General features: G+C 39.0%; 29 protein-coding genes and 1 pseudogene. 7 read left to right on the top strand and 23 right to left on the bottom strand.

Features of this window, described 5'->3' with window-relative positions; all coding sequences use genetic code 11:
* The 11 genes and pseudogenes from VXK47_RS14725 to VXK47_RS14675 form a co-directional block, all read right to left on the bottom strand.
* Positions 1-207: pseudogene (locus tag VXK47_RS14725) on the bottom strand (ArsR family transcriptional regulator); the annotation flags it as partial.
* 563 nt (positions 208-770) lie between these two features.
* The gene (gene aroQ / locus VXK47_RS14720) at positions 771-1,256 is read right to left on the bottom strand and encodes a type II 3-dehydroquinate dehydratase (RefSeq protein WP_435549545.1); all 486 of its coding nucleotides are present in this window, start codon (positions 1,254-1,256) and stop codon (positions 771-773) included.
* 56 nt (positions 1,257-1,312) lie between these two features.
* Complete coding sequence (locus tag VXK47_RS14715; protein WP_435549544.1) at positions 1,313-1,675, bottom strand: MerR family transcriptional regulator; 363 nt, start codon at positions 1,673-1,675, stop codon at positions 1,313-1,315.
* A 30-nt stretch (positions 1,676-1,705) separates the two neighbouring features.
* Positions 1,706-4,117: a phenylalanine--tRNA ligase subunit beta gene (gene pheT / locus VXK47_RS14710; protein WP_435549543.1), complete on the bottom strand. Its 2,412-nt coding sequence runs from the start codon at positions 4,115-4,117 to the stop codon at positions 1,706-1,708.
* Position 4,118: 1 nt separating this feature from the next.
* Positions 4,119-5,126 carry a phenylalanine--tRNA ligase subunit alpha gene (pheS, locus tag VXK47_RS14705; RefSeq protein ID WP_435549542.1) on the bottom strand — a complete coding sequence of 336 codons (1,008 nt, stop codon included), beginning with the start codon at positions 5,124-5,126 and terminating at the stop codon, positions 4,119-4,121.
* Positions 5,127-5,247: 121 nt separating this feature from the next.
* Positions 5,248-5,598 (bottom strand): 50S ribosomal protein L20, encoded by a 351-nt coding sequence (rplT, locus tag VXK47_RS14700; protein WP_435549541.1) that lies wholly within the window; start codon positions 5,596-5,598, stop codon positions 5,248-5,250.
* Positions 5,599-5,674: 76 nt separating this feature from the next.
* Positions 5,675-5,872, bottom strand: coding sequence for a large ribosomal subunit protein bL35 (gene rpmI, locus VXK47_RS14695; RefSeq protein ID WP_435549540.1), 198 nt, complete (start codon positions 5,870-5,872; stop codon positions 5,675-5,677).
* A 70-nt stretch (positions 5,873-5,942) separates the two neighbouring features.
* Complete coding sequence (infC, locus tag VXK47_RS14690; protein WP_435549539.1) at positions 5,943-6,503, bottom strand: translation initiation factor IF-3; 561 nt, start codon at positions 6,501-6,503, stop codon at positions 5,943-5,945.
* Positions 6,504-6,695: 192 nt separating this feature from the next.
* Complete coding sequence (gene panB, locus VXK47_RS14685) at positions 6,696-7,565, bottom strand: 3-methyl-2-oxobutanoate hydroxymethyltransferase (protein WP_435549538.1); 870 nt, start codon at positions 7,563-7,565, stop codon at positions 6,696-6,698.
* A gap of 12 nt (positions 7,566-7,577) precedes the next feature.
* Positions 7,578-10,556: an insulinase family protein gene (locus VXK47_RS14680; protein ID WP_435549537.1), complete on the bottom strand. Its 2,979-nt coding sequence runs from the start codon at positions 10,554-10,556 to the stop codon at positions 7,578-7,580.
* Positions 10,557-10,691: 135 nt separating this feature from the next.
* Positions 10,692-11,075 carry a hypothetical protein gene (locus VXK47_RS14675; RefSeq protein WP_435549536.1) on the bottom strand — a complete coding sequence of 128 codons (384 nt, stop codon included), beginning with the start codon at positions 11,073-11,075 and terminating at the stop codon, positions 10,692-10,694.
* Between the two features lie 328 nt (positions 11,076-11,403).
* Here VXK47_RS14675 and VXK47_RS14670 point away from each other — a divergent pair, with 328 nt between their 5' ends.
* Both VXK47_RS14670 and rsmA read left to right on the top strand, forming a co-directional pair.
* Positions 11,404-11,862, top strand: a complete 459-nt coding sequence (locus VXK47_RS14670) for a DUF2062 domain-containing protein (RefSeq protein WP_435549535.1) — start codon at positions 11,404-11,406, stop codon at positions 11,860-11,862.
* Positions 11,859-12,707, top strand: coding sequence for a 16S rRNA (adenine(1518)-N(6)/adenine(1519)-N(6))-dimethyltransferase RsmA (gene rsmA / locus VXK47_RS14665; RefSeq protein WP_435549534.1), 849 nt, complete (start codon positions 11,859-11,861; stop codon positions 12,705-12,707). Before VXK47_RS14670 ends, rsmA begins: the two co-directional genes overlap by 4 nt.
* On the opposite strand, the gene VXK47_RS14660 is transcribed toward rsmA, so the two are convergent.
* The 9 genes from VXK47_RS14660 to VXK47_RS14620 all read right to left on the bottom strand — a co-directional run bounded on the left by VXK47_RS14660 (position 12,704) and on the right by VXK47_RS14620 (position 17,841).
* Entirely contained in the window at positions 12,704-13,372 is a 669-nt protein-coding gene (locus tag VXK47_RS14660) for a cobaltochelatase subunit CobN (RefSeq protein ID WP_435549533.1), read from the bottom strand. The two genes, rsmA and VXK47_RS14660, sit on opposite strands and share 4 nt — an antisense overlap.
* Before the next feature lie 4 nt (positions 13,373-13,376).
* A complete protein-coding gene (locus tag VXK47_RS14655; protein ID WP_435549532.1) occupies positions 13,377-14,054 on the bottom strand; it encodes an AAA family ATPase in 678 nt (225 codons plus the stop codon).
* A 132-nt stretch (positions 14,055-14,186) separates the two neighbouring features.
* On the bottom strand, positions 14,187-14,567 hold the full coding sequence (locus tag VXK47_RS14650; protein ID WP_435549531.1) for an AAA family ATPase: 381 nt from the start codon (positions 14,565-14,567) through the stop codon (positions 14,187-14,189).
* A 362-nt stretch (positions 14,568-14,929) separates the two neighbouring features.
* Entirely contained in the window at positions 14,930-15,247 is a 318-nt protein-coding gene (locus VXK47_RS14645; RefSeq protein ID WP_435549530.1) for a hypothetical protein, read from the bottom strand.
* A 267-nt stretch (positions 15,248-15,514) separates the two neighbouring features.
* A complete protein-coding gene (locus VXK47_RS14640; protein ID WP_435549529.1) occupies positions 15,515-15,934 on the bottom strand; it encodes a hypothetical protein in 420 nt (139 codons plus the stop codon).
* A gap of 131 nt (positions 15,935-16,065) precedes the next feature.
* Complete coding sequence (locus VXK47_RS14635) at positions 16,066-16,308, bottom strand: DUF2442 domain-containing protein (protein WP_435549528.1); 243 nt, start codon at positions 16,306-16,308, stop codon at positions 16,066-16,068.
* 11 nt (positions 16,309-16,319) lie between these two features.
* Positions 16,320-16,589 carry a DUF4160 domain-containing protein gene (gene dhiT / locus VXK47_RS14630; protein ID WP_435549527.1) on the bottom strand — a complete coding sequence of 90 codons (270 nt, stop codon included), beginning with the start codon at positions 16,587-16,589 and terminating at the stop codon, positions 16,320-16,322.
* Positions 16,590-16,700: 111 nt separating this feature from the next.
* Entirely contained in the window at positions 16,701-16,919 is a 219-nt protein-coding gene (locus VXK47_RS14625) for a hypothetical protein (protein ID WP_435549526.1), read from the bottom strand.
* Positions 16,920-17,001: 82 nt separating this feature from the next.
* The gene (locus VXK47_RS14620) at positions 17,002-17,841 is read right to left on the bottom strand and encodes a hypothetical protein (protein ID WP_435549525.1); all 840 of its coding nucleotides are present in this window, start codon (positions 17,839-17,841) and stop codon (positions 17,002-17,004) included.
* Positions 17,842-17,919: 78 nt separating this feature from the next.
* Here VXK47_RS14620 and VXK47_RS14615 point away from each other — a divergent pair, with 78 nt between their 5' ends.
* Entirely contained in the window at positions 17,920-18,192 is a 273-nt protein-coding gene (locus VXK47_RS14615; RefSeq protein WP_435549524.1) for a hypothetical protein, read from the top strand.
* A gap of 823 nt (positions 18,193-19,015) precedes the next feature.
* On the opposite strand, the gene VXK47_RS14610 is transcribed toward VXK47_RS14615, so the two are convergent.
* Complete coding sequence (locus tag VXK47_RS14610; RefSeq protein WP_435549523.1) at positions 19,016-19,978, bottom strand: sulfite exporter TauE/SafE family protein; 963 nt, start codon at positions 19,976-19,978, stop codon at positions 19,016-19,018.
* Positions 19,979-20,180: 202 nt separating this feature from the next.
* Between VXK47_RS14610 and VXK47_RS14605 the strand changes: the two genes are divergently transcribed.
* From VXK47_RS14605 to VXK47_RS14590, 4 genes are all read left to right on the top strand, one after another.
* On the top strand, positions 20,181-21,245 hold the full coding sequence (locus VXK47_RS14605; protein ID WP_435549522.1) for a TOBE domain-containing protein: 1,065 nt from the start codon (positions 20,181-20,183) through the stop codon (positions 21,243-21,245).
* A gap of 154 nt (positions 21,246-21,399) precedes the next feature.
* Positions 21,400-22,062 carry a LolA family protein gene (locus tag VXK47_RS14600; protein WP_435549521.1) on the top strand — a complete coding sequence of 221 codons (663 nt, stop codon included), beginning with the start codon at positions 21,400-21,402 and terminating at the stop codon, positions 22,060-22,062.
* 14 nt (positions 22,063-22,076) lie between these two features.
* Positions 22,077-22,976, top strand: a complete 900-nt coding sequence (nadA, locus tag VXK47_RS14595; RefSeq protein ID WP_435549520.1) for a quinolinate synthase NadA — start codon at positions 22,077-22,079, stop codon at positions 22,974-22,976.
* 217 nt (positions 22,977-23,193) lie between these two features.
* A complete protein-coding gene (locus VXK47_RS14590; RefSeq protein WP_435549519.1) occupies positions 23,194-23,967 on the top strand; it encodes an SIR2 family NAD-dependent protein deacylase in 774 nt (257 codons plus the stop codon).
* A gap of 24 nt (positions 23,968-23,991) precedes the next feature.
* Here VXK47_RS14590 and VXK47_RS14585 read toward each other — a convergent pair whose 3' ends face one another.
* Together VXK47_RS14585 and VXK47_RS14580 are read right to left on the bottom strand one after the other, a co-directional pair.
* Positions 23,992-25,311, bottom strand: a complete 1,320-nt coding sequence (locus VXK47_RS14585) for a class II D-tagatose-bisphosphate aldolase non-catalytic subunit (RefSeq protein ID WP_435549518.1) — start codon at positions 25,309-25,311, stop codon at positions 23,992-23,994.
* Between the two features lie 136 nt (positions 25,312-25,447).
* Positions 25,448-25,639, bottom strand: a complete 192-nt coding sequence (locus VXK47_RS14580; protein ID WP_435549517.1) for a zinc ribbon domain-containing protein — start codon at positions 25,637-25,639, stop codon at positions 25,448-25,450.
* Between the last annotated feature and the right edge of the window lie 1,009 nt (positions 25,640-26,648).

Here is a 26,648-nt window from a genome sequence, read left to right as displayed (position 1 = left end):
ATCATTAAGGTGAAACTGGTCGATATTGCCAATAAGCAAGAGGTCTATAATTCCGCTGTCCTTACCTTCGGCATAATCATCAATAAGGTATGCACGTTCAAGTTCTCCAAGCCTTCCCACTATACCGTCTATAACCTGGTCGATTCCCATTACCTTGCCAACCATTGATTTAAGCTCAGGAAATATCGGATGATCCTTATTTGCCATATATTGTATTTTGCGACCTATTTTTTCTGATATTAATAGGTTGGTATTTGTTAGTTGATTTAGTTCTTCACGTATTGAATTGCTTGAAACATCAAATTCTCTGGCAAGTTCTCTAAGATATGATTTTGCTTCAGGATTAAAAAAAACCTGATTATAAGTTTAATCCTTGTTTTGGATGATATTAAACCTGAAAACAAATTCTCCACAAAAAAACTCCTTTATGAGTAGTTATACTACTCATAAACAATTTAGAAATACCTGTCAAGAATTTTTAATATTTTTGTAAATTATTCATCTGCCGGATTGCGCTTCATCATTCTTAATTTCAGTGTACGAAGATATACACGTCTCATTATTTGCAATTAGCATGCCTTGCGTATGAAGCTTTTTATAAAGCTGTCTGAATTATTACTTTAGGCAAAGTCAAGGGATATAATCAATATAACTTGTTAATATTATGTATCAATAGGTCTTATGAAGAGGTTTGTTTTCTGGATATATTCGACACTATAAATTTGCTTTTTATGAGATAGTCAACATAATGACGGAATTTATAAAATCCGTCATTTTTTAAGCAGGCTGGATATCGCCTCAAGAGCCATATAATATCCCAAATGACCGAAACCGCACAGAGTTCCTGTTGCAATATCCGATATCATGGATTTATGACGAAACGGTTCTCTTTTAAAAATGTTTGAGAGGTGTATTTCAATTATTGGCACTTTAAGCAAAAGCAGAGCATCTCTTACAGCGATGCTTGTATGTGTATAAGCAGCCGGATTAATGATAACTCCATCATAATTCAATGAAGCATCCTGAATTTTATCTACAATCAATCCTTCATGATTAGACTGAAAAGTATCTACAATAACACCAAGTTTTTCTCCAAGCTTGACAAGGCCTTTATTGATATCAGTCAGAGTTACGGTTCCATATTTATCAGGCTCTCTCGCACCAAGCATATTAAGATTCGGGCCATGAATAACTATAATTTTCTGCGATTCAATTCTTTGTTCCAGTTGTTTTTTAATATTTTTTTTAATGGCCATAATCATTATTCCCGATGTTTTTAATTTAAAGCAATTTATGAAATTACCAAATTCGGTTAACTTAATATGTTTCGTATATTAATCAATTCCTGACGGAGTTCTTTGACTACACCGGTTATTCCATCTGAAGATTTCAGCGAAGATTTGCTTTCGGATATATCCGAATTAAGATGTTTGATTGCTCCCTGGATTGTAAACTTTTTATCATAAAGCAGGTGTTTAATTTTTAAGATAAGCTCGACATCACTTTTCCTGTAATGCCGCTGTCCGGCAGGTGTTCGTTTTGGATTGATTTTTGGAAATTCAGTTTCCCAGAACCGTATAACAGAAGATGGCACGCCAGCTATTTTGCTGACCTCACCTATTTTAAAATATAGTTTATCCGGTATCTGTATTTCAGGATATGGATTTTCTTGCATCTTAATCACTCAGGCTTGAAAACTTGTTTATCAGGCCGGCAATGATGCACCAAATTTATTGATTAGCCTGTCTGTAATAATTTTATGTGTATTATTAACCTCATCATCTTCAAGGGTCTTTTCCGAAGATCTGTAGGTTATCCTGATTGAAACACTTTTCTTTGCTGATGGAATCGGAGCGCCTTCGAAGATATCGAACAGATTGGCGTTTTCTATAAGCTTTTCACCGATACCCTTAATGTTATCTATGATAGACATCGCTTCAATATCTTTATCTATGATTATTGTGATATCTCTTATTGCAGAAGGATATTTCGGCAACTGTTCAGACATCTTTGAAAGATTAGAAAGTTTAAGAAGGCTGTTGCAGTCTAATTCAAATATGAAAGCTGCCTGTTTCAAATCAAAATTTTGAAGGACCCCGGAATCCAGTTCTCCAACAAGTCCTATTGTCTCTTTCCCTGCGACAATCTTTGCAGTATAACCATATCTTGTATAATTGCATAATTCAAATGATAATTTTGTAAATACAGCATTATCGATATTCAAAGCGTCCAGAATAGCTTCAGCAACACCTTTTATATCATAAAAATCACAGTTAGTTTCTTTGGTATACCAGGCCGGATTATAGCGGTCGCCGGTCCACAAGCCGGCAATCATTTCAATTTCTTCAGGAAGACTGTTTTTATCTTTGTTTAAAAATATTTTTCCTATTTCATATATCTTAAGGTTTCTGACCTGATGAGATAAATTGCGCCGCATTGTTTCAATAAGACCGGGAATTAGTGAAGTCCTCATAACATTTTGTTCTTCCGTAAGAGGATTTAACACATAAAGTAAATGTCTTTTTGGACTATCTGAAGAAAGTTTAAGCCGATCGCATGTTGATTCATTTACAAAACTATAATTAATCGCCTCAGCAAAAGAAAGCCCTGTCATTATATTCCTGATGTTTTCTCTTAAGACAAGCGTTTCTAATGGATGAACGGTTTCGGCATGCATGAGAGGCAGTGTAGTGGGAATGTTGTTATATCCGTACAAACGCGCCGCTTCTTCCATAAGATCAACAGGCCTTGTAATATCAACCCTGAAAGAAGGTGGCACTATTTCGATTGTATCTGAGCTGCTGTTTTGAACTTTAAATTCAATCGACTCAAGCAATGCTTTTATTGTGTCTTTATTCAGCTCCACGCCAAGCAATTTATTGGTTTTGCTTACACTAAGCTCAATTGCATCCGTCTTTTGCTTTAGAAGATATTCATCTTTGATTGATTCAACCATTTTGCCATTGCCGATTTCTGCAATAAGATCAGCGGCTCTGATAAGCGCTCTTACTGTTCCATCAGGATCAACTCCCCGCTCGAAACGATATGAGGATTCAGTGCTAAGGCCAAGTTTTTTTGAAGTTTTACGAATGCTTAAAGGATTAAAATATGCGCTTTCAATTAAAACATCTTTGGTTGAGTTGCTTATTTCGGAATTTAATCCTCCCATTACTCCTGCTATTGCAACCGGCTTTTCACCATCGCAAATAAGAAGCATTTCTTCATCCATAACCCGGTTTTTCCCATCAAGTGTAACAAAAATTTCGCCTTTTGTTGCAGTACGAACAACAATTTTCTTTTCGGCCACTTGGTCAAAGTCAAATGTATGAAGAGGCTGGCCGCATTCCAGCATGACAAAATTACTTATATCCACTATATTGTTTATGGGTCTCTGTCCTACCGATAAGAGACGTTTTCTCAGCCAGAAAGGAGATGGAGCAACCGATATACCCTTAACAAGTCCGGCAGCATACCTTGGGCAATGATCAACAGCTTCAATTTTTACAGAAACAAAATCATAATTCTTATTGTTATTTATTTGATTTACAGAAGGATATTTTATTTTAGTTTTTTGTATAGCAGCTATTTCTCTTGCGATACCTATAATACTTAAGCAATCGGAACGATTCGGAGTTAAGCCTATTTCAAGGGTATAATCCGAAAGATCAAGAGCGCTGGTAATACTGCTGCCAGCTCTGCATTTTTCAGAAAGAACCAATACACCGCTTCCATCGTCACCAATTTCAAGTTCCTTTTCACTGCAAAGCATTCCTTCCGATCTTTGCCCACGCACTTCACATGCTTCAATAAGCGTTCCATCAGAAAGAAGGGTTCCGTGCATGGCAAGCGGAACAAGCAAATTTTCTTTTATATTTGGTGCACCGCAGACAATCTGCAAAACCCCGTCTCCGGCATCAACACGACAAATCTTTAATTTATCAGCATTTGGATGAGGATTAATTTCAATAATGCGCCCAACAACTACTTTTTCAAGATAGTTAAATGTATCAGTAACAGATTCGACTTCAAGCCCTGCCATTGTGAGCGCAGAAGCCAGATCGTCAATATCTGTTTCAATTGGGATATAATCTTCAAGCCAGCTTAAACTAACTTTCATATCAGAACTGCCTTAAGAACTTTAAATCATTTTCGAAAAACTTACGGATATCATCAATCCCGTATTTTAGCATTGTAATACGCTCAACTCCTATACCAAAAGCAAATCCTGTAATCTTCGATGTATCATAGCCTACATTTTCAAAAACCGCAGGGTGAACCATACCGGAACCAAGCACTTCAAGCCATCCGGTGTATGAACAGATTCTGCAACCTTTACCCCTGCAAATAACACAAAGAATATCAACCTCAGCACTCGGCTCAGTAAAAGGAAAAAAGCTTGGCCTGAATCTTAAACTTGTCTTATCGTCAAATAACAGATGAATAAAATTGGTAAGAATACCTTTAAGATCTCCAAAAGATACATTTTCGCCAACCATCAGCCCTTCTACCTGATGAAACATAGGAGTATGAGTAATATCGGAATCACTGCGATATACTTTCCCCGGAGCAATTATTTTAACAGGAGGGTTGCGTTTTTCCATAATACGCACCTGTACAGGGGAAGTGTGGGTTCTTAAGACAATATTATCCGAAACGTAAAAAGTATCCTGCATATCTCTTGCAGGATGATATTTTGGGATATTAAGAGCCTCAAAATTATAGTAATCACTTTCAATTTCAGGGCCTTCTGCAATATTAAAACCCATCCGGGCAAAAATATCGCAAATCTGTCTCATAATCTGCGTAACAGGATGAAGCGATCCGGGAAAAGAAGATCTTCCAGGCAATGAAACATCAATAAAACCGGCTGTTTTATAAGCCTCTGATTCAACTCTGCTTATTGCATCTTTTATTGCTTTTTCAAGTATCTTCTTTGTTTCGTTAGCCTTTTCACCGGCTTTTGGCCTTTCTTCGGAAGGCAGTGTGGATATGCTTCTTAGAAATTGAGTAATAATACCTTTTCTTCCAAGGTATTTTACGGAAATAGCATTTAAACTTTCGCTGCTTTCTGCAGCATTGATTTCCTTGAAAGCTTCGTCACAAATCTGTTCTATTGTTTTTTCCACTTTTATCGTTTTGTTTTAATTATTGCTTATAATAGCCGGAATAAAACGAGCTAAAAGTGCATCAAAAAAACCGGCATAAATTTATTTTTGATACATCATTTTTTTCATGCAAGCAGCGTTTTCAGGCCTGCTGCGAAGCAATACCGGCCAAATGCGCAAATCCGTTGGGATCCGATATTGCAAGCTCTGCAAGAACTTTACGATCAAGATCAATATTTGCAATTTTAAGCCCATGTATAAGTTTGCTGTATGACAAATTATTCATTCGCGCAGCAGCATTTATCCTGACTATCCATAATCTGCGGAAATCACGTTTGCAGGCCTTGCGATCCCGGTAAGCATAAGCTAAAGCCCTGTCAACCGTATCAGCTGCCGTTCGGAATAATTTACTATGTCCTCCGCGAAAACCTTTAGCAAGCTTTAAAACCTTTTTTCTTCTACGTCTTGCCTTAAAACCTCTTTTAACACGCATTTCTTTTCTCCTTACACATATAACCGGTTACACAAATAAAACATGACTTTTTATCACTGTATTTCTTCTTAATAAATTAAAGATTAGGAAGAAGTAATCTGAGTTCCCTTTGATTTGTTTTATCGATTATATGCTTCTTACGCAATGAACGTTTGCGTTTAGTAGTCTTTTTTGTAAGTATATGGCTTGCATGCGACTTGGCATATGCAAATTTTCCAGAGCCTGTTTTTCTAAATCGCTTAGCTGCGCCACGATTCGTCTTTATCTTAGGCATAACCTTCTCCTTAATTTTCTACTGCTTTATAACTTTATAAAAAAAAGTATTAATTCTCCCTGTTTAATAATCATTTGGGAGCTAAAATCATTATCATGGCACGGCCTTCAAATCTTGGCGTTTGTTCCACCACAGCAATTTCTGAAGTACTGCTTACAATTTTATCAAGCAGTTCCCTGCCCAACTGTGTCAGTGTTATCTCACGACCTCTGAATACAACCGTAACTTTTACTTTATCTTTTTTCCCGATAAATTTTATTATATGGTCTATTTTAACGCTAAGATCATGATCACTGGTTTTGGGCCGTACCTTTATTTCTTTAACCTGAAATGTACTTTGTTTCTTTTTTGCTTCCTGTTTCTTCTTGACAAGTTCATATTTATACCGCCCGTAATCCATAATTTTACATACAGGCGGATTAGCGTTCGGTGATATTTCAACCAGATCAAGTCCAAAGTCGGCTGCCGCCGCAAGGGCTCTGTAAGTAGGCAGAATACCAACCTGATTTCCTTCAGGATCTATAACTCTTACCTCTTTGGCCCGAATATCCTGGTTAATATTTGTCTTGTCTGTTTTGTCAGGCCTTCCTGTTTGTCTGGATATAGCTATACCTACACCTCCTGCAGTCATGTTTGTTTATAGTAACATCAGGTCTTAATAATAATAACAATGTATTATCATACAGATGCAAAAATATACGCTTATTTTAATCCAAAAAGATTTATATTATAACTTAAAGAAATGCAAGAAAAATATTAATAAGGTTATATTATCATCTCAGACCGGGTATTTTTTTATATTCTGCCTGTTTACCCAGTGTTTCTAATCCATCTTTTTGCGTTTGATCTTTTTTATTTTTCTAAGCTTTTCAACCTCTTTTGAATTCATTGAAAAACAATGTTGCTCCTCCGGAAACTTCAGGCTTTCAACATCCGACTTATATTGTTCAACTGCCGAAAGAATGATGTCACTTATTTTTGCATATTGTTTTACAAATTTTGGCGTAAATCTTTCAAAAAGACCTATCAGGTCATGAATAACAAGAACCTGGCCATCACAATCGATACCCGCACCTATTCCTATAGTGGGAATCGAAACAGATTCTGTGATCATTTTTGCAATCGGAGAAGGTATAGCCTCAAGCACTATGGAAAAGCAACCTGCATCCTCAAGCGCTTTTGCATCTTCGATAAGAGCAAGTGCGGCTTCTACGCTTTTTCCCTGAACCTTGAACCCGCCGAGAGACGATGCAGTCTGCGGAGTAAGACCTATATGTCCCTGAACAGGAATTCCTGCTTCAACTATAGCTTTTGCAACAGAAGCAACCTGGCATCCCCCCTCAAGCTTGATACAATCTGCTCTCGATTCCTTCATCATTCTGTTGGCATTATAAATTGCCTCCTCAATTGAAACATTATATGATCCGAATGGCATATCTCCTACGACCAAAGCACTTTTCACAGCACCGGAAACAGCCTTTATATGATGGAGCATCTCTTCCATAGTAACCGAAACAGTGTCTTTATAACCAAGCACCACCATACCGAGAGAATCACCTACAAGTATGATATCTATTCCTGCCCTGTCGACAAGAAGCGCTGTAGGATAATCATAAGCGGTCAGCATCGTTATTTTCCCACCGCTTTTTTTTCTTTCCTTTATATCAGGCACAGTTATTTTTTTCTGTTCCATATTTGTCTCCCATTAAATCCTGTACAGCTTAAGTGATGATTCTTTAAGCTGCTTGTTTGCCGATTTAAGTTTATCTTCATCCGATATCACAGCAATTCCACAACGATTATCCGTACCTTCAAGATATTTTCCTGAAATATCAATTACTTTTTTTCTGGTAACGGCAAGAACTCCCTCTTTAAAACGCTCTCTTAGTTCATCTGAAAGCGATACAATTTTTCTGTAAAAAGCTTTTCTTGCAGCATCACCCGGAGTATCAGGCCTGTCGATTTCGGAACAAACCTGTAAAACAGCCTCTTTGATATCTTCATCTCCAAAATTTTCCTCCCTGATAAATGCAGGAGCTTCTTTATACACCTTTAAAGTATTAACTATATGAGGATCCCTGTAAGAAGCATAGGAAAAAAGACCGTCTTCGGAATTATACATTGAATATCCGCCATATGCCCCACCTTTTTCACGGATTTCCCTGTGAACATACATTGATTTTAAAAGTTTACTTAAAACCGCAAGCGCAGGAGCATCTTCGTGCTCCATCCTTACGGCATTAAAAACATAAGCTACAAAAGATACTGCTGATGAAGTGCTCCAACCCTCTTTCGGATAATTATCTTCTGCGAAAATCTCGTTTGCCTCAAAAGCTGCCATACTATTTTCAGGAAGGACTTTGAGAAGCGAAAGAGTTTTTGGAAGCGCTGCCGAAAGCAAACTGCTATCTGCTATAAGCGCTGTTTTTAAATTATTTCCTGACATAATTTTTGAGGCTATCATTGCAAGGTCATCAGCAATTATTTTTATTTTTGCATCGCAAAGATCTCCGGTAATGCTTTTCATGAAAAGCAGTTGATGAACTCCGTACCATATTTCATTTAGTTTAGATGCTTTATTAAGATTTCTTGATGCAAGGGAAATAGCAAGCCTGTGGCCATTCGGAACAACCATTGATTCAAAACTCGCCTTGTATTCGAGAAGAAGATTCTTTAAACGGACAAGATCTGAAAAACTGAATTTAAAAACAAGTTCATTTATAATATCAAACATCATATCAACATTTCTTTCAAGGCATTTTCCATTAAAAGAAATAAAAGGAATACATGAGCCGGAACCGTCAAATCCTGTCCTTGCATTTGATGAAAGCCCTATCCCTCCGGTGTACATATCCATGCGCTGGGCCATATCCGAATAATCTCTTAAGGATGTGCCGATCCTGGAAAAGGCGAAACAAAAAAAGGGGACAAGAGGAATAAGCCTTTCTTCCAGCAATTGTGTTCCGGCGGCTGCGGTAAAGTAAAGAATTCCTCCCGTAGGCTTTTCATAACATGAAACCGGGATGTTACCATATTTTGAGCTTTCATTAATCTTTTCAACGGATGCGGGAATATCGGAAATCTCAAGCGTCGGAAGGCAGGATAGATCTTCCTTTTTCAGCTGTAACATTTCAAGACTTTTTGTATCTTCAATAATTTTATTGATATCTTCTTTTGCTAAACCGGCTTTAATAGTTTCAAGCTCTGCCCTGATTTGCTCCGTTTGTCTTTGCTCCATATCCTGATCAGGCGCAAGAGTTAAAAGCACCCTGTGTTTATTTTCTATAAAATATTTATTTATCCTGTTTTCAAAAAGAGGCTCTTTTAATAATTCTTCCTGCAGTCTTTGAATATCTGTATCAAGATTCAGTATTCTGGCCGGATCTCCTTCGTGAAGCCAGCTTCCCATAAATGAAAGCAATAGTTTTATACCATATGGATATGGAGTATTTGTCACTTCCCTGCGGTGAAATTCCACCTGATGAATAGCTGATTCGATGAGGTTTTTATCAATGCCGTTTTTCACAAGATCCGAAAGAGTATCAAACAATATCTTTTCAATTACATCGGCATCCGATTCTTTCACATCCTTAAGACCGCATGCAAACATCGTATCTTTATTTCCCGGATCATAACCTGATGAATCTGAAAGAGAAGAACCAAGACCTGAATCAATCAATGCTTTACGAAGAGGCGAAGAAGAATTGCCGATAAGAATATGTTCTAAAAGCACAAGAATGAGCAATTCGAAGGTATCGGTTATATCTGACAAAAGCCATGCCATACATACCTGGTTTTTTTTCAAGGTTTCTTCATTTTTTGACAGAGGATAAAAATACCGCATTTTTTTAGGCGTATTCCAGCGCGGATGTGAAGGCACAGATGTTTTTGGATCTATAGCTTCAAATTTATTAAGTATTTTTTCATCGATAAACGAAAGGCTTTCTTCTAAAGGCAAATTCCCATATGTATAGAAATAAGCATTGCTCGGATGATAATGTCTGCTGTGAAATTTCTTCAGATCATCATAAGTAAGAGTTGGGATAACGGCAGGATCTCCGCCTGAGTTGAAACCATATGTGGTCAAGGGATACAGTGCATTTAACATTGAACGCGCCATAACCTGATCGGGAGAAGACATTGCTCCTTTCATTTCGTTATAGACAACCCCTTTATATACGAGATTTGGTCCGTCAGCAGCAGATGAATCCAGTTCAATGCGATAACCTTCCTGTCTGAAATTCAGCTCTTCCAATAGCGGGAAAAAAGCCGCATCGAGATATACATTCATAAGATTGTAAAAGTCTTTTTTGTTCTGGGTTGAATAAAGATACATAGTCCAGTCTGATGCAGTAAAAGCATTCATGAACGAATTAAGACTTCTTTTAATCATGGAAAAAAACGGATCGCGTACCGGATATGTTTTAGAGCCGCATAAAACAGTATGTTCCAGTATATGTGCAACTCCTGTAGAATCGGCAGGAACAGTCTTAAAAGTTACGGAAAAAGTATTTTCTTTATCGCTGTTACTTATATGAATATGTCTTGAACCGGTTCTGATATGGTTCAATTCATAAAAAAAAGAACTGATATCGGGAATCTCTGCTATCCTCTTTACTTTGTAGCCGGAAATTATCTTTTGTTCATAAATATCTTTGTTAATATTATCAGTTGATCTATTCATCTAAACCTCTGTTCCTCATATATTTAGCCCAATATCAATAAATCGATGACCCCTGCTCCGACAAGAGCGGGGATCATCGATCAAAATCATGTTAGAACTATTCGGCATTGCAACGAATCTAAAAACTATGAAAGACTACACAGCTATATATATTCCTCTGCTTTTACGCTTTATTTTTCCCAACTTGTTCAGCCTGAAAATGATGTTACGGATTTTCTTTTCATTAAAACCGGTTTTTTCCTGAATTTCATCAAAGCCTGCTCCCCGTTCATAACTTTTAATTACCCCAAACACCGTTTCAAAGGCTGTTTTTACAGATTTGTTCCAGTTGGTCATTCCACTACCTGAATTAGCAGATAACCTGCCCCCTTTTGTGCTGCTATTTTTTATCAGCATCTCCAGACTTTCCAGCTTAGCCATTATCTTTTGAAAATCTTTTCTTGATGGAATATCATACGTTAGCATAAAAAATTTGACCATTGCATCAAAACTAACTGGTTTTACTCTTTTCTTAGCCATATGCCCTCCTTTTTCAGTATTGCGTCATACCTAAAGCAAATGACATAATTACAGGAAATGTTAATATAAAATTAAGTGATTATAATACTAAAGTCAAGCTTCATAAATTAATAAAACATATTATATGCAAATAAATTGTTATTGCTTCAAACGTTATGAGCAAGAACACCGATATTGATTCATACTCTTATCGGCATGTTTCTGATTTAGGTAAAATATAACAAATATTATTGTAAATGGCACAGCATCTGATATATGCATGCATTATAAAATATTTATTTATAACTTTAATTAAGAAAAGGACAGTTTAAGTTTTATATAAAAATTAATGATAATTAAGAAAAAAATATCTCAATTTGTTGATCGGGTAAAAAAACTCGACGGTGATCCGCATCATATTGCAGTTGGAATGTCTATAGGAGTATTTATCGGGATCACTCCAACTTTTCCTTTTCATACCGCCCTTGCAGTAATGCTTGCATATATCCTGCGTGCAAGCAAGGCAGCCGCAGCACTGGGGGTTTGGATAGGAAATCCGCTTACAATGCCTTTTTTCTATTTTACAAGCTATAAAACCGGGCAGTTGATATTTAAAACATCTCTTCCTTTTGACTTGAAATACACATCTTTGACAGAACTTATAAAACTGGGATCAGATGCAACTCTCGCTCTTATGACCGGAGGAACTCTAATCGGAATTTTACCTGCTATTTTAACATATTTTATCACCTGGCATATAGCAAAAAAAGTGCATTTACGAAAAAAACAGAGAGAACATATTTCATGACTTCTCCAAGAACTCTACTTTCTGCATGGAATCTTTCTCCAAAAAAGCAATACGGGCAAAATTTTCTTGCCGATCCGTCAACAGCAGAAATGATAATTTTTCGTTCAAAAATTCTGCCTGAAGACATCATTCTTGAGGTAGGTTCAGGCTTGGGAGCTCTCACGATTCCTCTGGCAGCTGCTGCACATCAAGTATATGCAGTTGAAAAAGATCCGAATCTTGTTCAGGTTTTACAAAATGAAATTTTATCAAAATCTATTGATAATGTTGAAATATTAAATGAAAACATATTAAAACTTGATATAAACGGACTTGCTGCAAAACACGATAGGAAAATTATTGTATTCGGAAATCTCCCATACAATATTTCCTCCCAAATACTTATAAAGCTAATAAAGGAACGAAGCTGCGTAAGTCGAGCCATATTGATGTTTCAGAAGGAACTGGCCCAAAGAATCTGTGGAAAACCGGGCAGTAAAGACTACGGAAGAATTTCGGTAATGCTGAAATATTGCGCAGATACTGCTAAAATCGCTGATGTAAAAGCCTCACTTTTCTACCCAAAACCCAAAATAGATTCTGAGATACTTGAGATCAGATTCAAAGAACATCAGGATGTTGTTGCAGATGATGAAACTTTCTTTTTTAGTGTTATCAAAGCTGCTTTCGGGAAGAGACGCAAAACCCTTAAAAATTCACTTTCAGCAAGTGAGCTTGGAATCAGCGCACAAAACGCAGAATCGGCCTTAAACAGTGCAGGAATTGATCCGTCAAGACGCTCTGAGACTCTTAATATTGAAGAGTTTGTAAAGCTTGGTAATACCGTTTACAAAAGCATGATTTAAAAAAGCGTAAGGTTTGGATTACGGCCAGATGGCGGACCGGATCTACGTGGGATAAGATCAAGCCGGCAGCACCAAACAAACAATCCAATCAATAACAGCACAAAAAGCGACGCCGCCCATTGAATGCCCGACGAACTTAAATCGGTAGTTTCATCTTTAGTATCCATATCCTCCATCTTATAACCCTCAACTTGTTTTACATCTTTTTGACTTTTACTGCTGCTCTCATCCACAGGCTTTTTCTGTTCCTCCTGTCCGGCATTTTTCTCTATCTTTCCCGGCCCTGTATTAAGTTTAGCCAATAGATCTTTTCTGTCTGCGGTCTGCTCTTCTAAAGATTTGGCAGCCATCTTCTCTATGGTAAGCTTGAATTTTTCAACCATTTCCGGCGACAACACACCAGGCAAAGAAATAATGTTTACTACCATCTGATTAAGCATCGGGTTGTTACAGGTATGATCGCAGCAGGCTACACCTTTTTCTACTACATTTATCGCATATTCTGCCGCCAGTTTCTTTTTGATTTTCTCATCTGCATTCCAGCAGCCTTTACGCACCGCCTCAAGCATGCGGGCGGTCATGGATTGATATGCCCAGGGGTTTTCCCGGTTGAAAAACTCCTTACTTAATAAAAAACGTCTGACTATGTGAGTATCAAAATGCATCTGATTACCTCGCATCCAAATAATCGCTGTACCAGAGTCCACCCAAAGGCAATCCCTCCGCAACTAAATTCTTCACCGTATCGTCCTCACTCGCCCTCCTGATTATTGAAAAACCATCCGGCCCCTTTTCCAGAATCCAGACCTCATCAGGTTCCAAGGCATCAACCAAATACGGTTGATGGGTAGTGATAAAAACCTGAGACCCGCCCTTGCGGCCTGTAGTGTGTTCTCGAAATTCCTTCGCTAAAGATTCCAGTAGCTTGTGGTACAAGCCATTTTCCGGTTCTTCGATGCATAAAAACGGTGGTGGCGTCGGATCTTCAAGTAAAAGTAAGTAGGCAAATACCTTCAGTGTCCCGTCAGACATCTGTTGGGAATAAAAAGGGTCCTGAAAGCCCTTGTCATTGAACCGCAGGAGCAAGCGACCATCGTTGGTTGATTCTGTATCAATGTTGTTGACACCGGGAATTTTGTCAGCAATACGATTTAGTATTGATTGGAAACGCTTCGGGTGTTCCCGTTCCATGAATTGCACTACATTACCAAGATTATCACCGTGGATGTTGAGGTGCTTTTGGGGGCCAGCCAGCGGCAAACTGCGAGCAGCATCGGGTGTGAAGTAACTTAAGTACCATCCTTCGATAAATCTGCGAAACGCTGAAATTCTCGGATGTTGTTTCAATGACCCGAGCGTGGCAATTCCAAGCTTACGTATTCTTCAAGTTCGACAACTTCTGTTTCTCTAGACTCCTCCTTAGCTTCACCTGACTTTATGGATTCCATCAGGTCAAACAAATCAAAGTTTCCTTGATCCTCATCGATTTGACGACCTTCCTGATCTCCTTTCCAAACAACCCCTTTTTCCACTATTCAACACAAGAAATGAAAAAGGCCACCCATGTTTTTGGCCTTTTCGCCTTTGCCTGAGACGCTCTTTCAACACAAAGGGACGACCGGAACTATCCATATCAATGGCAATCTCATAGGTAATGGGCCGAGCATTACCATCTTCCTTGTAATATATCTCAAATTCGATTGGTTCTTTTTGACCTTGCGCTCTAATTCTCTTAAAGCCACCTCGACCTCGAGAATCGCAAGCCTCTTCAACGCCTGATTTCAAAGCATCTGCTAAAAAACCGAATGCGTCAAATAATGTGCTTTTCCCAACACCATTTTTACCTATGACCGCAGTCATGGGTGTAAGAGGATCAGCCTGTTGCTGATTTCATAACCGACCAAGAGTAACGTCCTTTAAGGACCTGAAGTTTTTGATTCGGAATCCTTCTATCTTTGCCATAATTTTCCTCACATTATTACTGCTGGCCAGTTTAACACATTAGCAGCTATAGCTTCTTCAAAATCCAGCTGGGTTAGGTGCTTGCATTGTGAGAAGCAGGTTAACGTTACCTGTGATCCGCAATACACCACTGGCTGTGTTATTTCTTTTAGTCCGTGCTTTTCACGAACAGAACTCTTCGTCAGCACTTCGCTGCCAACGACGCTCTTCAGCGGGCGCGTTTTTTTGCGATCCGCTGCAAGAGCATGGTTGTGCTCTAATTACTTCAATAGAGAGCATATAAGGCGAACGGCTGGCCCATACCCGCGTGATACCATCAAAAACAATAGACCGAAAGTGAAGCCATAAACATGTAACCAGTACTTTCGGTCGTTCTTTTTTTCAAGGTCGCCTAATTGTTCTTCAACCTCCTTGGCACCCTGAGAGATGTCGGCAATAAAATCGCCGATTGGTTCCTCCTTTCCCCCTTGAACGACGTGTCTCTCACCGCTTAACTCTCTGCGTTTGGCCTCATCACGATATTCCCCTCGCCGTATTATTTCGTTCTTGACTTTGTAAAGCGAAGGTGACCAACGCATTATAGACAAACCTGCCATACCTGCAACGAAAAGGAATATCCAGGCAGGCAAGTAACTCAAAAATATCGGAAATCGCGTAAGAACCGAACTTTGATGTTTGGACAACCAAACCGAGAATGATAAATGTAAGGCTCAAGAAATAGAATTCAAATTTTTCTTGGATACGTATGCTGACTTCAAGATTACTGTTATCTGGCATTTGTCATCCTCGTTTTCCATGGCCGTTCGGCGACAAAGATTTGTTTAAAAAAATTCAACATTATATTTCTATCCGGTTTTTGAAATTTGTTCTCTTATGTCAGCTTTCCACTGTTCACCATTCTCTTGTGTAACAGAACCTTCCTTAACCACCAAATCTATTGCTTTTATACAAATTTTATGAAGTGCGTGGCCTGGCCCCATAGAGCTTAAAACACCTCTATACATATGATATTGACCACTTGTTATGTGATCTTGCGCGATTTTGGCAATTGCGGTATAAACGCAGCTTCTTAAAGACTGCCCTTTTTTAATATGTTCCTTTAAAATATGCGAACCTTTATAAAGGTAAGGAACTAACTCTGCTTTGATAATCTTGAAACTATCTCCGAAAGTATCATCAGAAGAAAAAATAAGATCACACTCATCAACGACACCTAATGCGGCTTTTGTTTCTTTATCTGCAAAAAATCGTTTTAGAAATGACATCTGTTCCACCCTCTATAGGATAGGATTGCCCAACGAGGAGTTAAGCGGCTTGGCCGCTTGAACGATTTGTTGGAAGCTGTCTATGAGATAACTGGCCGACTTAATTCCTTCTTGATTTTTGACCCCCTGACTTATTTCTCAATCGGAGTTGAATCGTCATAGAGAGTTTCGGGAGCAATATCAATTTCCCCCGGCCAAACTACAGTTCCATAATCAACTCTTGCACGCTCGAATAACTGCAAATTAGCAATCCGATTCCACGGCTTCACTGCCAAAAGAGGGCGCATATTAAAACGTCTTCGTTCTCCATTTTCAAACTCCAGATCCAGATAAAAATCTTTCAGTGGCTTAACGCTTACAACATCTATCAGCACTTTTCGCCTCCTTATTGTAATGGAGCTATTCTGAATGGTTCCTCACCATTAACGGCAAGCTCCCAGTCAACCATTAACTCTTCCTTATGGATTTCGATCCATGCCTGAACCATCTTGAATTGTTTAGCGGGTAGCGTACCCTCAAGAATATTCCCGTCTTCGATTGAAACAGATGCATTATTGTCTTGATAGCGGATGTGAATGTGCGGCAGATTATGACGTCGGTTATCCTTGAAATACATCAAAATCAGAATTCCGTAAAACATGCTTATTGTAGGCATATATCCTCCAAATTTAGTAACATCGTCTCAGAATAGCAATAATTTGTCAAATATTCTCCCTGCCGTCCGTTAACCCATTACCGCTTGTCATTGGCTGCCTCTTAGACATGATTACTTGCCCCATACCTGAAACGCAAGTACCGCTGCATTGAGCAGTCCAACTACCACAAGTAAGAAAGTCAGTAGATTGAGTCGGTTGGCAGTTTTACTTTGTTGTTGGGCCAGCAAGAGCTGCAGACGTAACTCAGCATTTCGCCTTGCTTCTGGGTCGCCGAAGCCACAGGTATCAGAGAACATTGCTATAATCTCATCCAATTTCTTCTTTCCCATGTTTTCCTCCATGGTCCAACACCCGCTTCACCAGCTTGTCTGGTGCAAGCGATGGTTATATAAAGGATTTATGAAAAAACTATCAATCTTCATAGTTATATTGGTCTTCTTTTTCGGGTTTGGAGAATTCTCTTGTTTCAATATCGTATGTCCACCCGAAGCCAGTCTCCCTTTCGGTTCCATTGGCATCTTTATATCTGACTTTGCCGATTATAGAGAAAATTTGTTTGTAGGAATTAAAAAGAACTGGATCGATAGAAACATCTGGCTTGGATCTCAATTCATAAACAGCTTCTTCCCCTGGGGCAATAGTATTAGAACCATGCCAAATACTTTTAGAGATATTTTCTATCCATGGGGGTATTTTGACATTGTCTTCCCTGAGAGTGAAAACAGCATGAACTTCAACGTCTATAGCATTACTTCCCCCAATATTGCTAATATAAATCCAAACAGGGAAGATGACAATATCAGAATAAATATTACGAATTCTAAGCTGTGGGCGGTTCGTGGCAATGAAGGCTTTATAGGTAAGATCGGCAGTTTTTTCAGTAGACCTCCACAGTTTATGGGTAGACCACCACAAAAGAAAAGTGAATATAGCGAGAATACCATTAAAAACAATCAACAACAAATCAAAGAAGCTCCAATTTTGCGCAGGCTTTTGATCTATATCTTTTGTCTTACCATTGGCTTCTTTAGCATTGCTTGGGCCGGCTTTTTGTGTTGGGAGAATAGACGCAGATTTATTGGTACTTTGTTGATTGGCCTCGGTCAATTCGTTCTTTGGGGGGGGGGTTCTGCCTTGTTCTATGTTACCCAATTCAGTTGGTCTTGGGGCTGGTGGCTGTGATTCAGAAGAAGAAATCGAGGGCAGAAACGATAGGAAGATTACAAAAATTATTAAGATTTTTGTTTTCATGGAGGTTCCTTATAATATTATTTTTTTCTCATCTTGTACTGGTCATATATTACTGCTGCGATTGGGCCAACGATGAGTATGCCTATAACTATATTCTCAATTAAGTTAAGAGCTGAAAGTGATATTATTGGCAAATGGGATGAAAACGTCATTAATGGTGAAGTCGCAATTATCGCTGAAATATCTGTTGAGCGGATTGTGGTAAATATACATGCTCCAAATATAATAATAGCAATAAGAATGGTAACGATAATCGCCCACTTTGCGGCAAACGCTATCAACGTAATCAACAATTCTCGCGCTGAATCATTAGCGATAACAAGAATGAGAAGAAGTATAACAATAATATAAATCATCATTGCCATCCATTATTATTGTTTTCTATGTTTGGTATTATGGTTAAAAGATATGAGGGAGGCCCGGATTCGGATAGTCCTAAAGTTGGTGAGGCTTTTGGGTCTGAATCTATTTTTAATTGCCTCCTCCGGCAGGGTTAGCCTTAAATTTCGCAGCCGTATCACCTCTATACGGGTACGAGGCGTTTCTTGGTTTACCGTGCTTTCAGAGCGGGCTTCCACTCAATAGGCTTGCCAATAGCTTGGCCAACGCACATCACCTCCTTTTGAGTGGGAGTCTTCCTCCCTACACTTTTATATCATAAATATTTGAAGATAACAAGTTATTGAGCAGACCTGTATAACTTTCTTTCTCACATGATAGTCAGAAAGAAAAGCAAATATAAGTTTATTGCTAATACCATAATAAATACTATAATTCAATGTGTTAGATTAAATTACATAGCTATGGGTTTTATAAATATTTAAATCAGTCATAGATGTCACAAGCCAATTTATATTGGCTTGACACGTTTTTTACAACAGAATTTTCATCTTTATGAATATCATCCCATATTTCATGCTATACATAATGAGGGAGGATTTTTTATGCTGAATATATTTTTGCACACCATTTATAATTTCGGTGTCATATCGACCGTAGTAAGATATCTTTTACCGCCTTTTTTATTCATTATGATTTCTCACTACATTCGAAATGACTATACGTAACTGAATTTATGAACCTCTGCATTTAGAGTCCAATACATCATGTGACCGCGAGTGGAATTTACGGATCGGATATTTTTTGTAATGATGCGGTTTATAAGTGATTATGATTAAAACCCAAGAAACTCTGCCAGGTACTTCAAAGCCGTAAGCGTGATTATACCCGCAAGCATCCATTTTATAACTTTAGCAGGAACATATTTCTGGCAGCGGGCGCCAAGATATATTCCGGCCATTCCTCCAAGCCCGAACAAAATTCCCAGAAACCAATCCGGTGCAACTGACATATTGGGATAAAACGGCGCTATGGCCTGATAGAAAGCAACGCCTGCTACTGAGGTGATAAAAGTGCCCATCAGCGCTGCTCCGGCTATTGTGTAAACCGGCAATCCAAAAAATGTTACAAGAAAAGGAGCAATTATTGCTCCGCCACCTATTCCGTAAATTCCTCCTACTATTCCTACTATAAAACTTAAGGAAAAAATTCCCCGGAATGAAACATCAAACTGTTCTCCGTAAAACTTGTATCCCAGCCGTTTTAAATTAAAATGAGTAACTTCAACAACCGGAATTGCTTCACAGCCTTTTTTTTCAGACTGTGCGGTTTTTATTTGATGATTTCGAACTATATCCTGAAAGTTTTTTTCGCACAAAGCCTTATCTGCTTTGCCGGAATTTTTTGATAAAAGGTCGCGTATTAATCTGATACCGATATACAACAATACGAAAGCGGCAAACAGCTTGAAATTTTTCGGATCAGGAAGGTATTTAACCCGCACGAAAGCGCCTATAAATACTCCAGGCAAAGTGCCGGCCACTATAACCCATGCAAGCGGCCATACCATTCTCCCTTCTTTACAATAACGATATACTCCGCTTGGGATGGCAACAATGTTAAACAACTGATTGGTGGCGCTTACCGAGGGATTTGTATAGCCTAAAACTGAAACCTGAAAAGGAAGCAGCAGGAAAGCACCGGATATCCCACCCATGGAAGTAAAAAATGAGATAACAAAAGCAACAAGCGGGGGAATCCACGGAGAAACTTCTATGCCTGCTGTATGAAAAAACATTGCGCAACTCCTATGAAAATTTTAAAGTTTACATATGGACATAGTGACACGATAATATCGTATTTCGTGTCACTATACCAACAGGAGTTATAAGAGTCAAGTATATTTTAGCCGTCTTGCTAAAATCCGCAAAATGGGTTAGAAATATGCACTAATCAGTTCTAAACAATAAATGTTGCAGGATAACCTGAACAAGGATCATATGAATAAAAGCAGCAGTTCAAAAAAACAAAGCGTTTGGCCCGGGCAAACCGATTCCCGTAGTCTTGACACGATTCAGATCAACAGGTTGGAACAGTCTTTTCGCGAATGGGCGCTGGAATCTTCCCGTGCGAATATCCGGTTATCACGAAAACGCATTCTTCTTATATTTTTGCTCATACGTTATACGGGAGCAAGATTAAACGAGGTGTTGGCCCTCAACCCTTTGGAAGATATCGATCATGCAAAGCAGCTGGTAGTTTTCGGAAAAAGAGGTTTAAAAACTGAAAGGCAGGCACGGCAGATGCAGATATCGGAAAAACTTTCTTCAGAAATTCAGGAGGCGCTGACCGACGGTGTTTTCAGGCAGTCTCTTGATAATTCATTTGATGTTGATCCGGGCCATGTTCGCCGCAAGTTTTATGAGCGGGCTGTTGCCTGCGGTTTTCCGAAAGAACTCGGAGCCCCGGATGCGATCCGCAAATCCCGTGCTGTTGAGCTTATGCAAAGCAATATGCCGCTATCCGTTGTTCAAAAAGTATTAGGGCATTTGTCACCTAAATTAACCGCTTCATATACTTCATTTTCCGATAAGGATACTCAGCAGATAACAAAGTTTTTTCTTGAAAAGGAAGCCGGTCGTAAAACCAGCGCCCGAAACATTTTTTTCGGTAAAATTTGCAGTATCCAAAAAGGGGATATACAGTCAAAAATTGAACTTATCACTATAGGAGATAATCTGATTTCAACCGTGATAACCAATGACAGCCTTGCTCGACTTGGCCTTAAGACGGGAACTATGATTAAAGCCGAAGTAAAAGCCCCGTGGGTGATTTTACAAAAAAAAGATGAAGAACCTGAGTGCTCAGCGGAAAACATTTTTCATGGAACCGTCAGCCGAATAACTGAAGGCAAAGTTACAACAGAATATGTGGTGCGGGTTTCTGATGAGATTGAGCTTTGTTCCATTGTAACCAGTCAAAGCAACAGACAGCTTGACCTGAAAGAAAATGACACTGTCTGGGCTATCTTCAATAGCTTTTCCGTGGTGTTACACACGGATTAAACCTGAACCTGCTTTTGCCCTGAACCTTATATCTTGCAAGCATCTGTTTTTTATTGTAGGAATCGGGCAGTAACATAATCTGGTGTTTTGATCATAAAAGAATTATGTTAAAGGTTTATAAATGATTTTAAACTTATAAAGGTAAACATACCGCATGAAATCAAAAACGATAATTTTATCCCTTGCAATTATATTCTGCCTGACCTGTTTTGCGTTTGATGCACAAGCAAAAGAAGAATCATTAAAAGCCAACCAGATTATGATGAAGGTGGAAAAAAAATATTCCGTGCCCGGCTTTGTTGCAAAATTTATTCAGAGCTCAACATTAAAGGCAATGGGAATAGCCGATGTTGCTGAGGGAAAAATGTTTGTCAAGCGACCGGGTATGATGAGATGGGAATATGAAAAACCCGAAAAACAGATTGTTGTAACAGACGGAGAAAATCTCTGGATTTACAGGCCGCAGGACAATCAGGTTATGGTAGGTAAAGCTCCGGAATTTTTCGGAGCGGGTAAAGGAGCAAGCTTTTTATCGGATATAAGTATTATCAGGCGTAATTTTTCGGTTTCAATCAAAAATAACAGTGATAAATACTATGTATTAAAACTATTGCCGAATGAGAAAAGATCCGATTTATCATATTTATATCTTTATGTTTCAAAATCAAATTTTGAAATTGCCAAAATCGGAATATACAATATATATGATGATGAAACCGAAATAGAGCTTATTGATTCAAAGCTTGTTGATAACCCGGATTCGGTATTTAGCTTTAAGATACCTAAAGGAGTGGAAGTTCTTAAAATAGGAGAGTAATTGGAGGAAGTAGTATGAAAGATAAAGTCAGGAGCCTTTTAAAACAAAAAAAGGCGATTATGCTTGCACATAATTACCAGCCACCTGAAATTCAGGATGTGGCCGACCTTTGCGGAGACTCTCTTGAGCTGAGTATAAAGGCATCGCAGACCGATGCAGAAGTTATTGTTTTTTGCGGAGTCCATTTTATGGCCGAAACGGCCTCAATCATGTGTCCTGAAAAGGTGGTGCTGCTTCCCCAAAAAAATGCAGGATGTCCTATGGCCGATATGGTAACGCCGGAAGCGCTATTAAAGAAGCTTAAAGAAATTCCTCCCATGCCGGTTGTTACTTATGTGAACTCAAGCGCTGCTGTTAAGGCGCTGTCTACCATATGCTGTACTTCCGCTAATGTGCTTGGAGTTGTCAACAGCCTTGAAGCTGATGAAGTATTGATGGTACCGGACAGAAATCTTGCAAAATATACGGCTTTGCATACGAAAAAGAAAATACATTTCTGGGAAGGATATTGTCCTGTTCACGACAGCCTGACTGCACAAAAAGTTCTGAAAGCAAAAAAAGAACATCCGAAAGCGGTTTTCATGGCTCATCCCGAATGCCGTCCTGAAGTGCTTGAACTGGCAGATTTTATCTTAAGCACATCCGGAATGATAAAACATGCAGGTGAATCCGAAAGCAAAGAGTTTATAATAGGCACCGAGATTGGAATTCTTCATCCTATGAGAAAAGCCCACCCGGATAAAATATTTTATCCCGTCTCAAAGGATATGGAATGCAAAGATATGAAAAAAATAACTCTTGAAGATGTGGCAAGAAGCCTTGAATTTATGGAAGGAGAAGTCAAGGTTCCGGAAAATATTAGGATAAAGGCAAAAGAAGCAGTCAGCAGAATGATAAATTTTTCACTTGCTTGACAAAACAGGAGCACATCCTAAAGAGGATAAAACAGCTCATGAGTTCATAAGTTGATAAGCTCATAAGCTCATAAGCTTTCAGATAAATTAATAAAAATGATTTATGCATTTCCTCATCAACTTATGAACTTACGAACTTACGAGCTGTTAAAAACCCGAAACGTCTAATGCCCGAACCATTTTTCATAAAGATAATAATAAGCCAGGAAACGCACATATGGAAGAATTAATTAAACGCGCAGCTGATTTGATATATAATTCACGAAAAATAGTGGTTTTTACAGGTGCAGGCGTCAGCACGGAATCGGGTATTCCTGATTTCAGGAGTCCAGGAGGCATTTGGGATAAATTTGAACCGGTTTACTATCAGGATTTTGTTGAAAGCGAAGAAGCGCGCGAAAAATACTGGTTGAGAAGTAAAGTAATTTATCCGCTTATAAGCAGTGCCAAGCCTAACCTTACTCATCTGTCTTTGTTTGAGCTTGAAAAGATGGGAAAGCTTGATTGCATAGTTACTCAAAATATAGACCGTTTGCATCATAAAGCAGGCAATTCCGATAAAAAAATCATCGAGATTCACGGCACCAATGCTTTTGCGATATGTCTTAGCTGCCGCAGGATTTACCCAAGAAATGAAATCCAGAAGCAAATGGAAGCAGATGATTCGATTAAAGTTCCTCATTGCAGCGATTGTAACGGATTTTTAAAAGACGCCACCATTTCCTTCGGTCAATCCATGCCGGAAAGGGAACTGGCGGAAGCAAACCGCAGGGCTGAGTCATGTGATTTAATGCTTACACTCGGTTCTTCTCTTGTAGTATATCCGGCAGCCTATCTGCCGCAGTATGCTTCCCAGGCAGGAGCCAAACTGATTATTATAAACATGACTCAAACTTCGATGGATAATTATGCCGATGTTGTAATTCATGCAAAAACCGGTGAAACTCTTAATCGTATAATAGAAGATGTCAAGATGAGAGCCGGGAAATGATTTATGGTAAACATCAGGTAAAACTCAACACTTTGCTGTAAAACCACCACAGGCTTTTGCATACTTATCAAGTGTTTCCTCAATTTTGCCATACACCAGACGGTCCGGCACACATTGAATGCGGCCTTCCCGTACCGCTTCGTACTGAGTGGGCATGTATTGGCTGAGAAGAGGCAGAGGAATCCCGTATTTTTTAAGATTTTGAAACAAACGCGCGATAGCATCTGCGCACCTCTGATCCGACCAGTAATATCTTATCCTGTCGCTGAAGCCAAAGGCTGTGATATATCGCAGGTATTTCTCATTGCCGCTATAGTGGTTCTGCCAATGGGTTCGGTCTTTGTTCATAAGTTCCTGCATAAGCTCGGAAAGTAGCGAAAGTGTAATACCCTGTTTTCCTTCCAGCCGTTCCCGCTCAATGTATGACAAAGCATAAAGGGCTTCCCGCGCAGCAAACGTAAGACATGGCCCTGCCTTAAGAATTGCAAAATGATCCCGGACCATATCGGCAAGTGATTGATGAGTCTGAAAATCGGTGGAATGGGCCTCAAATACTAAATTCTTTTCGCCTTCTATCAATAATTTGAGATCTTCGGTTTTTTTACTGTCATAGTCGCATACTGCATCCGGACCGAATGTTGCGCCTGTTTCCACAACAAGTGCGATGCAGCGATTCCAGGCCGACTCAAGCCCTCTTTCAATGAAGGCACGGTGCATAATACTTATTGTCTCTTCAACATTGCTTGCGGATGAGACGGGTATTTCACTCTTGCCTTTTAGCATTCCCCCGGCAGTCGGCACTTCAGCTCCCACAACATACACAATCTGAGTTTTATTATCCGGACACGTTGCTGCTGCCTCTTCTGCGGTTTCGCAAAGAGATGCCGTTCGCTCAGCTATCGTCTTTAGGAAAAGATGCGGGCGGCCATCGCATATATCATCTTTACAGGGAATGCTTGGGTCCAGATGCAACTTGCGGTATCCGGCGTTAACGCAATGACGAATCAGATCCCTGGCTTTAGCCATTGCCATATCTGAATTTTCAAAACGCCAGGAGTCAGGACCTATGTGATCTCCACCCAGAATTACCTGATCTTCGCCAAGTTTCAACTTTTTGCAAATTCGTCTCACATATTGGGCAAATTGCTTTGGCTGCATACCGGAGTAACCGCCATATTGATTTACCTGACGTCCTGTCGATTCTATACACACTGATAGATTTTGTTTTTTGGCGTACTCCAGTGCAGCAATGATAACAAAAGTATTGGCCGAGCATATTGAAGCAATCCCGGCTGCATCACCCCGTTTTTGTGCTGCCACAAGTTCATGCAGGTAATCTGTCATTTCACACACCCTTAATCAGTTTGTAATACTCCTTCAGAACCTGAATGGATTCCATCGTGGTTTGATACAAAACCCAGCTTAAAACAAGGATTGCTATTGTCAGTATGATTTTCCATGTCAGGGTTGTTTTTGGACGTCACCAGATCAGAGGCAGCGCCAGAGGCCCAACACTACAGAGCGCAATAATAATAAAAGAAGTTTTGAAATACCATGGAATCTTATCCTGAGAAAAGCCAGGGTGTTTGGAGATATTCAGAAACTCCCCGCAGTGTTTACACTTTATAGCATCGTCTTGAATTTCTTCAGCGCAGAAGGGACATTTTTTCATTATCATCTTCCTATGGCAGAACGTTATAGTCACTTAAAATATGAAAAGCGCCGCCACTTTACAAGTTTTATCACCGCTATATTTGTATTTTCTCCCCAACTATTAACAGCACTCCATCAACGATTAAAAGAAAACTATATCCGGATATTCCTCTTTCCAAATAAATTTCGGCAGGCCAACTGATACTATTTGTCTCCCGGGTCGCCACAACCGGCAATTCTCTCAGCTTGCCCTCTTTCTCCGGATACTTACCAGACAGTTGTTTATAAGTATAGTTTGTATTTTGAGGCGAAATATTATTTCGTGGCAAAAAACGCCTCAAATGACATAATTAATTCAATTGCAATAAAGAGCTTTTAGTGTCAGGACATTAGAGGCCAATAACGGATTGAATGCAATAAATCTCTAAAAATCTCTTTTTATTATATAACCTTTACCACTGCTGTCAAAAATAAAATCTTGATTACTGCGTTAATTATTTGCTTTAGCCACGGTGGCTGTTAATGAATGAAGCTTTAAAAAAGGTAGATAAGATTTCAAACAAAAAAATAATAAAGCGGATTTCCGGAACAATTATTTAATACTGATTTATATGTGCACCGAAGAATTAAACATGAAATCAGGAGTGTATGCTTTCCCCATTTGTGGATACTTCCATTTGGATACTTTATATTCAGATCTTCTGCATTGTTTCTTGCACTTTAATCCTATATCATATTGAATTACTTTATGTTTTGCGCAAAACGCTCTGATGGCATGAAAGTTGAAAGTACTGTGCATTAAAAGTGTAGATAAACGTAAAGCACAAATAAACAATGAAAGAGGAGGAAAGTTGAAAATGAAAAAATTATTTTTTGCTACATTGTTAGTAACTGGTACCTTTCCAAATTATAGATGTTGGGGAGGTGAGCGAGCCCTTTAGGGTGAGCTCGCGGAGCCTCCCCAACTCTATAATTTGGGACATCATGAGATATTTTGGTTGTAGCTGCGCATATTTGATTGGTTTTTT

Origin of the sequence: Desulfobacterium sp. N47, from assembly GCF_051233685.1 — a bacterium.
Classification (GTDB): domain Bacteria; phylum Desulfobacterota; class Desulfobacteria; order Desulfobacterales; family RPRI01; genus RPRI01.
This window is presented reverse-complemented; position numbering and strand designations above follow the sequence as displayed.